Annotated in this window: 10 protein-coding genes; 3 read left to right on the top strand and 7 right to left on the bottom strand. The window is 30.8% G+C overall.

Translation table 11 applies throughout. The features are described from left to right. Positions 1-109: 109 nt before the first annotated feature. The 5 genes from CLPA_RS08800 to CLPA_RS08780 all read right to left on the bottom strand — a co-directional run bounded on the left by CLPA_RS08800 (position 110) and on the right by CLPA_RS08780 (position 5,792). Positions 110-982: a flagellin gene (locus CLPA_RS08800; RefSeq protein ID WP_003443986.1), complete on the bottom strand. Its 873-nt coding sequence runs from the start codon at positions 980-982 to the stop codon at positions 110-112. A gap of 192 nt (positions 983-1,174) precedes the next feature. Further along, a complete protein-coding gene (locus CLPA_RS08795; RefSeq protein ID WP_003443984.1) occupies positions 1,175-2,041 on the bottom strand; it encodes a carbohydrate ABC transporter permease in 867 nt (288 codons plus the stop codon). Continuing rightward, positions 2,038-2,901, bottom strand: a complete 864-nt coding sequence (locus CLPA_RS08790; protein WP_003443982.1) for a carbohydrate ABC transporter permease — start codon at positions 2,899-2,901, stop codon at positions 2,038-2,040. The genes CLPA_RS08795 and CLPA_RS08790 overlap by 4 nt, the downstream gene beginning before the upstream one ends. 15 nt (positions 2,902-2,916) lie before the next feature. Then, a complete protein-coding gene (locus CLPA_RS08785) occupies positions 2,917-4,152 on the bottom strand; it encodes an ABC transporter substrate-binding protein (RefSeq protein ID WP_003443980.1) in 1,236 nt (411 codons plus the stop codon). Continuing rightward, positions 4,149-5,792: a glycoside hydrolase family 13 protein gene (locus tag CLPA_RS08780; protein ID WP_003443978.1), complete on the bottom strand. Its 1,644-nt coding sequence runs from the start codon at positions 5,790-5,792 to the stop codon at positions 4,149-4,151. Before CLPA_RS08780 ends, CLPA_RS08785 begins: the two co-directional genes overlap by 4 nt. A 283-nt stretch (positions 5,793-6,075) precedes the next feature. Between CLPA_RS08780 and CLPA_RS08775 the strand changes: the two genes are divergently transcribed. Next, on the top strand, positions 6,076-6,963 hold the full coding sequence (locus CLPA_RS08775; RefSeq protein ID WP_003443976.1) for a helix-turn-helix domain-containing protein: 888 nt from the start codon (positions 6,076-6,078) through the stop codon (positions 6,961-6,963). A 163-nt stretch (positions 6,964-7,126) separates the two neighbouring features. On the opposite strand, the gene CLPA_RS08770 is transcribed toward CLPA_RS08775, so the two are convergent. Further along, positions 7,127-8,350, bottom strand: coding sequence for a DUF4317 domain-containing protein (locus CLPA_RS08770; protein ID WP_003443974.1), 1,224 nt, complete (start codon positions 8,348-8,350; stop codon positions 7,127-7,129). 543 nt (positions 8,351-8,893) lie between these two features. Here CLPA_RS08770 and CLPA_RS08765 point away from each other — a divergent pair. Further along, a complete protein-coding gene (locus CLPA_RS08765; protein WP_003443971.1) occupies positions 8,894-10,255 on the top strand; it encodes a short-chain fatty acid transporter in 1,362 nt (453 codons plus the stop codon). 48 nt (positions 10,256-10,303) lie between these two features. Then, the gene (locus CLPA_RS08760; RefSeq protein WP_003443969.1) at positions 10,304-11,242 is read left to right on the top strand and encodes a 3-hydroxyacyl-CoA dehydrogenase family protein; all 939 of its coding nucleotides are present in this window, start codon (positions 10,304-10,306) and stop codon (positions 11,240-11,242) included. A gap of 315 nt (positions 11,243-11,557) precedes the next feature. Here the strand turns inward: CLPA_RS08760 and CLPA_RS21690 are convergent, their stop codons facing one another. Continuing rightward, positions 11,558-12,091: a hypothetical protein gene (locus CLPA_RS21690; RefSeq protein WP_003443967.1), complete on the bottom strand. Its 534-nt coding sequence runs from the start codon at positions 12,089-12,091 to the stop codon at positions 11,558-11,560. Positions 12,092-12,295: the final 204 nt, after the last annotated feature.

Here is a 12,295-nt window from a genome sequence, read left to right as displayed (position 1 = left end):
ATAAAACCGGAAAATTTATTTCAAATATTAGTAATACTAAATAAAAAAACTATCTTACAACATTATTATTCATTGTAAGATAGCTTTTATAATAAGCTATACTTTCCTTTTATTTAATTCTACTTAATATATTTAATATATCCTGTGGAAATTTGTTTGTCTGTGCCATCATAGCTATACCTGCACTAATTAAAATTCCAGACTTTGAATATTCCATAATCTCGGAAGCTATATCTGCATCACTTAAATCACTACCTGTCTCTTCAAGCTTGTCAGATATTTCATTGGTATTATTATAAGTAGTATTAAATCTATTTTCTAAACCACCATATACACTTCTGGCATGTATTGCATCTTTTATTGCAGAATCTATCGAATTTAAATTTTCATCTACAGAATTTTCTTTAGTTATGTCCAAATTTTCTAAAGTGTTACCATTTGAATCCTGCATAGCTGTAGTTATATTAAATCTTGGTATTGTTACAGTATCACCCACATCTCCACTTACAGACGCCGCTATATTAGATGTAGGATTACTATTATTATAATAACTTCCATCAGTTGAATTGGCACTTAATAATTTAACTCCATTAAATTCAGTATTATTAGCTATTTCATTAATGTTCTGCTTCAGCTGATCTATTTCCATTTGAATATTTTTTTTATCATTATCCGTAAGGGTTCCATTTCCAGAAGACACCACAAGTTCTCTTATTCTCTGAAGATCATCACTTATATTACTTAGACCTCCTTCTGCAGTTTGAAGCATACTAACTCCATCCTGAGAATTTCTTGCTCCTGCCTGAAGTCCTCTTATCTGCATATTCAGCTTTTCACTTTTAGATAATGCATCTGGATCATCTAAGGAACTATTGACTTTTTTCCCAGAAGTCAATCTATTAAGAGCTATACTTTGATTATTAATATTTTTAGTATATGCATAATATATATTTAATGATGCTAAGTTATGACTTAATCTCATTTTATCAACTCCATCTAAATGTTATCTTAATTATTTATATTTATCGAAGTTTTTTCATAAGTCTTTAGACATATTATCAAAAATATTAATGAGAAAAAAGATTCTACCCCTTATTGTTTCACCGTAGAAGAAAATGAACTTTTTCAAGAAATCCTCAAAGCAGGATTAACTACTGTTTTTCTCAGGTCACAATTACCCTTTTACAGCTCCATTCATCACACCATTTATAACTTGTTTCTGTTCAACTAAATAGAAAATAAGCATTGGCAGTAATGCCAGAATATAAGAAGCAAATGCCAGATTATAATTGGTACCAAATTGTGACTGGAACATCATCTGAGCTAAGGGTAATGTAATATCCTTACCATCTCCTCCACTTAATAATACCAGAGGCAATAGAACGTCATTCCAGGCTGCTAACGCAGTAAGTACAGCAACAGTTGCATGCATAGGCTTCATCATAGGAAATATTATTTTCCAAAATAAGGTCCATGTGTTAGCTCCATCTACATAGGCCGCTTCTTCCAAGCTCACTGGAACGTTTTTTAGGTACCCTACATAAAGCAAAGTATTTATAGGTGTATTAAATATAACATAGAGAAATATAATGCCAATCTTATTATCCAAATGTAAAAAAGCCATTTGTTTTACTAGAGGCAGCATCAACATAGAAAATGGTACAAACATTGCACTTACAAAATATAAATAAAAGAATTTATAAATCTTCTTACGTTCCATATTTCTTGCAATAGCAAAAGATACCATAGAACTAATCAAAACTACTGCAATAACACTAAATATGGTAATAACCAATGAGTTGCCTGCAGTGTGGAAAAAATCAGTTACCTGTATTGCTTCAATAAAATTTGAGAAACTAAATTTTGATGGAAATTTAAAAGCACCAGCAATATCGTTGCTCATTTCAGAAGGCTGCTTAAAAGCAATCATAACTGCCATATATATAGGAATCAATATAAGTATGCTGGTGAGCATAAGCATAATGGTAATAGGCCAATTCCTTTTATCAGTTTTAACTTCTCCTTTTTTAACATTTATCATAACTGCACCTCCCTCTTATTCAAAACTTTCATCTGGAATACAGAAATTCCTACAATAACTAAAAAGTAAATTACTGAATTTGCACTTTGAAATCCAAACTGGTTACCAGTCAATCCATTTTTATAAATAAGCATGGATATAGATGTAGTAGATCCTGCTGGTCCTCCTGCCGTCAAAGACATAATCTGATCAAATACCATAAGGAAATTACGCATACATAATACCATATTAATAGTGAAGAATGGTGCTACCAAAGGAAATGTAATCTTCCAAAAGGTTTTCCAATTTCCTGCTCCATCTATAGAACTTGCTTCATAAACATCCTGTGGAATTGTCTGTAAACCAGAAATATAAATAATAGTATTAAATGCTATAGCCTGCCATGCCACACAAATCACAATGCCAATCCATGCAATGCTTGGGTTTCCAAGAATGCTAGTACTTAAAGATCCTGAAGCAATGGACTTGCCAATAGCGGGAATAACAAATGTAAATATAAAGTTAAATATATATCCTACAATCAATCCACCAAGAATATTTGGCATAAAATAAAGTCCCCGTAATGCACTTTTAAATTTTATTTTTGCATTTAAAGCCAGAGCCAAAATCATACTTATAATATTCACCAATATTGTTGTAACTACAGCAAATTTAAAAGTAAATCCGTATGCATTTATTACCTTAGTATTAGAAAATAAATGTATATAATTTTTTAATCCTATAAAATCAAAATCACCAAATCCCTTGGAGTTTGTAAGACTGTAAAAGAAGCCAGAAAATAATGGTAAGGTATGAAAGCAAAAGAACAGCATTACCATTGGTAAAGTCATTGCCATAAAGATTTTATTTCTATTTTTCAAATTTCTCACCCCTTCTTAGTTCATATGTGCTTCTTTCCAATAAGCATCCATTTGAGAAAATAATTTTTCTTTGTCTTTATCTAATAAATAGGTTTGTAACAAAGTTTGAACACTCATTTCAGAAGGATAAAAGGCCTGTGGTGATGCCACTACATTTCCGCTCTGAAAATCCTTTACTATTCCATCCATTTCACTGGGATAATTAAAATCATATTCAACTGCTGGTATTCCATATTGATCTTTCATATAGTCATTCACATTTTCCTGCTCCATTAGAAATTCCAAAAATTTCATTGCTTCCTTTGGATGCTTAGAATTCTTGGTAATAGAAAACATTACGTCAATACTGGAACATAATCTATTTTCTTTTTCATTGTCCATTACAGGCATTGGAAACATACCTATATTAATATTAGGATTAGTTTTTTTAATCATAGGAATAGCCCAGTTCCCTTGAATATACATAACAAATTCTCCTTTTGCAAAACCTACTGTAGCATTGTTATAACCATAAGAAAAGACATCTCCCTGGCTAAATTGGACAAGTTCCTGCAAACGTTTTAAAGGTTCTTCATAGGCTTTTGAAAAAGATTTTTTACCCTCTGTCACCTGTGTATAAAAATCTGAATCCGTAAAATTTCCAGCTAATGGATTCCAAGCACAATTAATGGTCCAATCATCCTTATATCCCATATAAAAAGGCGTCTTTCCTAGCTTCTGAATAGTCTTACATACCTCCTCTAATTCCGCCCAGGTCTTAGGAATCTTTAGCTCCATTTGATTAAATAAATCTTTATTGTAGATAACTCCAGTTACATTTGCCGCATAGGGAACTGCATGTACACGTCCTGATTCTCCCTCAAGATCTGCAAGCATTTTGCCATAAGCTGGTTTAACCTTTTTCATCACTTGAGAGTCTGTTAAATCTATAAAAACTCCAGCTTTTGCATAATCCACATAATATTGCTCTGCACCCAGACCAACTATATCAGGCACATCTCCCTTTACTATTCGTGCTTTTAACAGAGAATAGGCATCATTAGGGGTATTTACATATACCTTTATATCAGGATTTTCTTTTTCAAATTTTTCACCAAGTTCTTTGAGAATGTTTACAGCTTCTGGTTTAAAAGCGAAAAATTCTATTGTGGTCTTTTTATCTGCTTTACTTTCACTGCCACATCCTATTAATAAGAAGCTCAATAGTATAAAAATCATAAATAGACTACAGATTCTTTTTATATACTTCATTCTTTTTCTCCTCCCTCCATTTGATATATTACTGCTTCATAAGGTCGCAAATGTAAGTTATCAATATTTATATTGGTATCACGATAATTACTGATTAAAAGTTTTGGCTTATCATTTGTCTTTATATTAATTATAGTTTCTGTTCCATAAAAATTGCAGATAACCAGTATCTTCTCTTTTTCTAGAGTCCTCCTATAGGCAAATACTTGTGGATGCTCCGGATAAATTAATTCATAACTTCCATATACAAAAACTTCTTTTTCCTGTCTAAGTTTAAGAAGCTTTTGGTAATGGTAAAAAATAGAGTTTTTATCTTCTAAACATTGTTTCACATTAATAGTAGTATAATTGGAATTCTCCTTTATCCATGGCACTCCTTTGGTAAAGCCTCCATGCTCCGTGTCATCCCATTGCATAGGTGTTCTGGCATTATCTCTGCTGTTTCTATAGATGTATGACATAATTTCATCCATAGAACATCCTTCATCTATCTTTCTCTTATAAAAATTTTTTGTTTCTACATCTCTATAATCTTCTATGTTTGTAAACTTTATATTCGTCATACCAATTTCTTCTCCCTGATAGATATAGGGAATACCCTTCATTCCATGTAGCATAGTTGCCAGCATTTTTGCACTTAATATACGATAGTCCTCACTGTGATCTCCAAATCTAGATACTACCCTTGGGTAGTCATGATTACCCCAAAATAGACTGTTCCATCCTATTTCATTTAATTCTGTCTGCCATTTTGTCATAATATTTTTTAAATCTATCAATGAATACTCTTTTTGTATCCAATCTCCAGAACGTACCCCATCAATTCCCATTAACTCAAATTGAAAAATCATATCTAATTCATGACGTTCAGGATCTGTGTAAAGCTTTGCAAGCTCAGGTGTAGCTCCTCCAGTTTCTCCAACTGTAACTAATTGGTTATGCTTACCGAAGGTATTTTCATTCATTTTCTTTAAATATTCATGAATTTTAGGTCCTGAATTCATAATTTTCTTTTCTAGATCTTTACTTATATTATCAATTGCATCCAGTCTAAAACCCTTGATTCCTTTATCAATCCAAAAATTAATCATATCATACAGTTCACCACGCATCCTAGAATTTTCCCAGTTCAAATCAGGCTGCTTTTTGCTAAAAGAGTGCAGATAATACTGACCAGATTCCTCATCAAATTCCCATGCACTACCTCCAAAAAATGCTTTTAATTCATTTGGTACTTTACCATTAATAGAATCTCTCCAGATATAAAAGTCTCTATATGGACTTTCTCTTGAAGATTTAGCTTCAATAAACCATTTATGTTCATCTGAACTGTGATTTAAAACCAAATCCATAATAATAGAAATACCATAATTTTTACATGCTTCTATTAGCAACTCCATATCCTTCATAGTTCCAAACTCATCCATAATGTCATAATAATCACTAATATCGTAACCATTGTCGTCATTGGGTGATTTATTTATAGGACACATCCAAATAATATGAACACCTAATTTTTTTAGGTATTCAAGTTTTTCCATAATACCTTTTAAATCCCCTATACCATCTCCATTACTGTCAAAAAAACTTCTTGGATAGATTTGATAAACTGCCTTATTATGCCACCATTTTTTCTCCATATTGCACCCTCCACTCTTCATTAAGGAAATATAATTTCTTTGTATAGTTTTATCCGATAACAGCTCCAGATTCCTGGATAATTCATCTAAACTTGGTTGAAGTACAAACTCCAACTAAATAAGAGTCATTGATATTAGCAAATACCTGAAATCGGTATCATTAATATAAATTGATAATTTAATCGTTTTCAACTATAATTTAATTATATAGAATATTTTTCTCAAATTCTCACTCAATTTTGAGAATTAATAAAAGGATTTTGACATTATAAAGGTGGTTATTATGAAAAATTTAAATAAACTTAAAGACTTTACAAAACATGGAACAGCTCAGTTACCCCTGTACATCTATAATCAATACTATGAACATGGAGGTTTAACTGTACCCTATCATTGGCATGAAGAAATTGAACTGATTTATGTCGAAGAAGGATCCATGGAGATGACCATAAATACCATAACTAAACGAGTATATAAAAATCAATTTTTTTGTATCAACAGTCAGGAGCTGCATCAAATCTACAGCATAGGAAGAACCTCCTCAATCCATCATGCTTTAGTTTTTTCACCTGACATATTAAGCTTTGAATATTTTGACCATAGCCAAAGCCACTTTATTCACCCTTTATTAAATCATACTTTACTACTTCCACAAGTCATATGTACAGATAAACCCTATGGACAGGAGATACTAAAATTATTTCTTGAGATTTTAGAAGTTAATAAAGTAAGAAAACCTGGATGGTATTTAAATGTAAAAGCTTGTCTATATAAAATATTATCTATTTTGGCAGGTGAAGATTTATTTATTACTATGACCCATAACTTAAAAAATTTGGGTTACAAAATGGAACAAGTAAAAAAAGCTATTGCGTATATCCATGAAAATTTCACTGAAAGAATATATATAACAGAATTAGCTAAGGTAGTTGGTATGAACCCTCAATATTTTTGTCGTTTTTTCAAAGCTATGGTTAATAAAACACCTATTGAATATATTAATAACTATAGAATTAACCGTGCTAATAAATATCTTCAATCAGAAGATTTATCTGTGCTGGAAGTTTGCCTAAGGGTTGGATTTCAAAATCCTAGTTATTTTATTAAACTTTTCAAAGATCAAAATAATATGACTCCCTTAGAATATAAAAACGTATTTTTAAAGATTTAATTAACAAAAATATTTATGAGAATATTTTTATATAAAATTAAAAGAGCCTATGGATAATAAATTCATTAGACTCTTTTGGTGCACCAAGGCGAGTAAACCCTTGGGCCTCTTATTTTTGTATTATATGTGCTTTTTAAAACAAATTCATCAATACCAAGACATTCTAAGCTCTTTGAATATTATTCACAACTTCTGAGTCCTGTGCCTTTGCAAAGGGGATGAGTTTACTGCTATCCTCGCCTTCCATTTCCAACTTAAATCCATTTATCTCTACATCATCACTTAATTCAATTACAAGACATCTAGTGCCATTTTTATCAATAAATTGTTTAACTGAGCTTAAATCTCTTGGATTAATACTTATACTAGTATCCTCATTTTCAATTTTTATAGATTTGCTTCTAAAGTCTGGAATTATATTTTTCACCTTAAAATCGTAATCTCCTCCACAGATTTCTTCAAAGGAACTTTCTAAAATTTCAGTATTGTCTACTCCACTGTCTTCTAAAACTCTCTTTATTTCTGTCATATTAACAGTGGGCTCTTCTTCATCTATATTATCCTCCAATTTTTCATTGATTTTTTCATAAATCTCCTGCATAGCATCAGCTTTTATTTTATCACCAATTACATCATTCAATATAGCATTAAATCTCTCTTTTTCTTCTACAGCAGTCTGTTTTGTACTACAATTTAAAACCTCTTCCACAAATTTCAAATTCAATTGTTTTGATTTTGAAGAATAGTATACAACTTTATTTACATCCATATTTCCATCACTAAAGCTGGGAAACATAAATCCATCTAAAGGTGAATTTAAATTTATTGTAGTATCCAAGGCAGAATTAGGTTTAAAAGTTCTTTCTTCATAGTCAAATTTCAAAACTCTTTTAGGGATATCTACTTTATTTATACTGCATAAAATAAACTGGATAGCTTGTACAGAATCTGCTGCTGATTCATCTATCTCTTCTCTTCTTTTTTTACTTCCCTTATAGTACTCAGCTTTTACAAAATTTATTACTATATCTGTGTCATATGTATAGTTTTCAGATATTTTTTCTACTATTTTATCAGCATATTCTGCTACCCTTTCTTCTGAATTCAATGCCTTATATAATACCTTTTGTGTACTTTCTTCTAAGTTTTCACTGTTAAAATCCAATTCAAATATTTTTGTATCTATAGTTCCAGTAAGAACCTTTTTAAAATTATTCAAATAGAGTTCCTTTATTTCAATTTCTAACATATCAAAATAACTAAGCTCTTTTTTTATGATTTCATTATTATCTTTTTTTAAATATATACTATATATTTCTTTTATAGACATCATATAGCTGTTTAATTTAAATTCTTTTCGTAAGTCAGCTAATTCTTTTTTATTCATAATGATTACCTCTGCTTTCTTTTTAGGATAACTATATCCAAATAATATAATATTTAAGACTCCAATTTATAATTTTATTCCACTAAATATTATTCTACTCAAAAGCTATAAATCCTTTAAAAATTCTATTTATATACTGTATTTTTCCAAAGACTGCTTACCCTTTAATATATTCAAAAAAACAACTACTATTTCTTCCAAGTCACTGTTACCATTGTATAAAAAGTATACATATAAATTTAATATGCACTTGTAAATTTATAATGTATTAGTGCCAATTGAACAAGTAATGGATATCAATAGTGCATATTTTTTATACATTATTGATATCTATTTTTTACACAATAATATTTTAAATAAATATTTATCCTAAAGGACAACTACTTCTAAGTATGGAAAATAACAATAACAACAGCTCTATTAGTAAACTTAAGTACTTCTAACAAAAAACTCTATCTAAAACAAAGATCTGTGATTATTAAAATGGTACATAAATTGCTGTATATATTTTTATAATTTGTAACAGAGAGGACGTGAAAATTTATGTTTAAAAAAATCACAAATACACTTGTTACGCTGGTACAAAAATATTTACCAGACCCCTTTCTATTTGCATGCATACTTACAGTAATAGTATTTATATCGGGAATTATAGTTACTAAACAAACCCCTCTTGCCATGCTTATACATTGGAACTCAGGATTTTGGGGATTATTGTCATTCTCAATGCAAATGGCTTTGATAGTAGTTACAGGTCATACACTGGCAAATACTCCTATAGTAAATAAAGGCATTAGAAAGATAGCATCTATTCCCAAAACACCCTGCCAGGCAATAATAGTAACCACCTTCGTATCAGGTGTAGCCTGTTGGATAAATTGGGGGTTTGGACTGATTCTTGGAGCAATACTTGCAAAAGAAATAGCTAAAAAAGTTAAAAAAGTTGACTATAGACTTTTAATTGCCTCTGCTTATTCTGGATTTGTAGTATGGCATGGAGGATTATCAGGGTCAATACCACTTACTATTGCCGCAGGAGGTAAAGATGTAACAACAGTAAGTGCCGGAATTATAAAGGCTGCTATACCCACTAGCCAAACTTTATTTAGCCCTTATAATTTATTTATAGTAATAGTAATTTTACTTACAATGCCTATTATAAATTGGTTTATGCACCCCAAAGATGACAACGTATTCATAGTGGATCCTAAAAAATTGGAAGATAAAATACCTGCTAAAGCTTCAATTGATAATAAAAAAGAAAGGACCCCGGCAGAAAGATTGGAAAATAGTTTTATAATTTCAACAATTATTGGCTTGATGGGAATTATATATACCCTTTACTATTTTGTAACTAATGGATTTAAATTAGATTTGAATGTAGTTAATTTTACATTTCTATTTTTAAGCATACTGCTTCATAAAACTCCAAGAAAATTTCTCAATGCAGCATCTTCAGGAGTTAAAGCTACAACGGGTATAATTGTTCAATTTCCATTTTATGCTGGAATAATGGGAATGATGATAGGTACTAATGCTGTGGGGATTTCACTTGGAAAAACTATTGCTTCAGGACTTATAAGTATTGCAACTCCAACTACTTTCCCTCTATTTGCCATATTGAGTACTGCTTTTTGTACCATATTTATTCCTTCCGGTGGAGGAGAATGGGCACTTCAAGCTCCTATAATTATGCCTGCAGCTGCAAATTTAGGAATTAGCCCAAGTACCGCAGCAATGGCAATATCCTGGGGTGACGCGTGGGCTTGTATGATACAACCCTTCTGGGCTTTACCTGCTTTAGCTATAGCTGGACTTGGGGCAAAAGATATAATGGGATTTTGTATAATAGATTTATTTTATACTGGGATAATTATAATGGGAACTTTTTTAATTGGAACTTAAATATATACTTCATGTAAATGATATAATAAGAAAACGAGGAGTGATACAATGGATATCAAAAATATATCGGTACTAGGTACTGGAACCATGGGACATGGTATAGCGTTATTTTCTGCGCTAGCTGGTTTAAATGTAGTTATGTACGGAAGATCAGATGCAAGTTTGGAAAGAGGCTTTAATTCAATAAAGGCTGATTTAAACAGATTAGAAGCAGAAGGTGATCTAAATAAAAATGATTGTCATAACATATTAAATAAAATCAAAGGGGTAAAAACTATAGAAGAAGCAGCTAAAGATGCTGATTTTATAATAGAATCTTTGGCTGAAGACTTAAAGGTGAAAAAAGAATTCTTTCAAAAATTAGATTTGCTCTGCAACCCCCAGGTTATTCTTGCTACAAATACTTCAGGACTTAGCCCTACAGAAATAGCTGAAAATACAAAGCATCCAGAGAGAATTGTTGTAACTCATTTTTGGAATCCCCCTCAATTAATTCCCTTGGTAGAAATAGTACCCGGTGCAAAAACTTCAAAAGATACAATTTTAAAAACTAAGGAATTAATTGAATTCATAGGCAAAAAAGCTGTCTGCATGGAAAAAGAGTGCCTTGGTTTTATAGGAAATAGACTACAGCTTGCCCTTCTTCGTGAGGCGATGTATATAGTTGAACAAGGCTGGGCAAAACCCGAAGAAGTGGATAAGGCTATGGAATATGGACATGGAAGAAGACTTCCAGTTACAGGACCATTAAGCAGTGCTGATCTAGGTGGATTAGATATATTCCAAAGTATATCAGCTTATTTATTTCAAGATTTATGCGATTATAAAGAACCTTCTAAATTAATGAAAGAAAAGGTAGAAGAAGGAAACTTAGGCAGCAAAACCGGAAATGGATTTTATAACTGGACAAAAGAAACTCTAGAAAAAAAGCAAAGAGAACGTACAGAATTACTTTTACATTTTATAGAAAAAGATAATAATATATAGGAGTGTAATGAAAACTATTTAAGTGAACTATAAGCTTGAAATTTTTACATTAACATATAGCTGTAAAGTATGAAATTTGGGCTGTCCAATTAGCATAAAAAATATGCTAATTGGACAGCGTTTTTTAGTATTCTATAGAAAAACTCATGATATTTCAAGTAAAAATAAATTCAACAGCTGGGTCGATTCTGTCAATAATTTCAAAAAGGTGCACTTTAATAAGCCTTCACTATTTAATTCAATATTTTATTTAACTTATCTTTTTCGTTCATACTTTATAAAAATAATCTTTAATTAGCTAAATCTTAACAAATGTTATTTTACTGCTTTTAATTTAACTATATCCGAATAATTTTTAGCCGTTATTAATTCTACACTGGTCAAATCATCTTTTATACTTTTTAAACCATCCTTGGTTTCAGTTCTAAATTCCGTAAGTTCTGCAGTATGATCATATATTGCATCCATTTTATTCTCTATATTATAAAGTCTTTTATTAGTTTCATCTTGCCCTGTCTTTAAGTCTTTTATATCATCTTGCATTGAACTTACATCACTTTTTAGTGATCTTACATCACTTTTTAGTGATCTTACATCACTTTTTAGTGATCTTACATCACTTTTCAATACACCCACATCGCTTTTCAATGCACCTACATCACTTTTCAATGCACCCACATCGCTTTTCAATGCACCCACATCGCTCTTCAATGCACCCACATCGCTCTTCAATGCACCCACATCGCTCTTCAATGCACCCACATCGCTCTTTAGTGAACCTATATCACTCTTCATTGAAGTTATATCACTTCTCATTAGCTTTAATAGTTCCAATATTTCTTTATCCACATAAACCACCTCTTCTTATCAATGAATTTTTATCTATTATCAGCATTTACCAAAACATATGTTCTTATACCTGTAATTATATGTTTTCCACCTTTATTTTATCAGAATTTTTTATCCCACGCCATATTGTATAATATTACCATATAGTTTTATTTTCTAAATTGATACTCTTTCAGTTTCTTTTTAAGAAACATAAATAATTTA

The sequence above is a fragment of the Clostridium pasteurianum DSM 525 = ATCC 6013 genome, from assembly GCF_000807255.1.
GTDB lineage: Bacteria > Bacillota > Clostridia > Clostridiales > Clostridiaceae > Clostridium_I > Clostridium_I pasteurianum.
The sequence above is the reverse complement of the archived record's forward strand: the minus strand, read 5'-3'. Positions and strand labels throughout refer to the sequence as shown.

Excerpts from the sequence above, each read along its gene's own strand:
- CLPA_RS08800 (WP_003443986.1), bottom strand. The coding sequence starts at position 982 with ATGAGATTAAGTCATAACTTAGCATCATTAAATATATATTATGCATAT.
- CLPA_RS08795 (WP_003443984.1), bottom strand. The coding sequence starts at position 2,041 with ATGATAAATGTTAAAAAAGGAGAAGTTAAAACTGATAAAAGGAATTGG.
- CLPA_RS08785 (WP_003443980.1), bottom strand. The coding sequence starts at position 4,152 with ATGAAGTATATAAAAAGAATCTGTAGTCTATTTATGATTTTTATACTA.
- CLPA_RS08780 (WP_003443978.1), bottom strand. The coding sequence starts at position 5,792 with ATGGAGAAAAAATGGTGGCATAATAAGGCAGTTTATCAAATCTATCCA.
- CLPA_RS08775 (WP_003443976.1), top strand. The coding sequence starts at position 6,076 with ATGAAAAATTTAAATAAACTTAAAGACTTTACAAAACATGGAACAGCT.
- CLPA_RS08770 (WP_003443974.1), bottom strand. The coding sequence starts at position 8,350 with ATGAATAAAAAAGAATTAGCTGACTTACGAAAAGAATTTAAATTAAAC.
- CLPA_RS08765 (WP_003443971.1), top strand. The coding sequence starts at position 8,894 with ATGTTTAAAAAAATCACAAATACACTTGTTACGCTGGTACAAAAATAT.
- CLPA_RS08760 (WP_003443969.1), top strand. The coding sequence starts at position 10,304 with ATGGATATCAAAAATATATCGGTACTAGGTACTGGAACCATGGGACAT.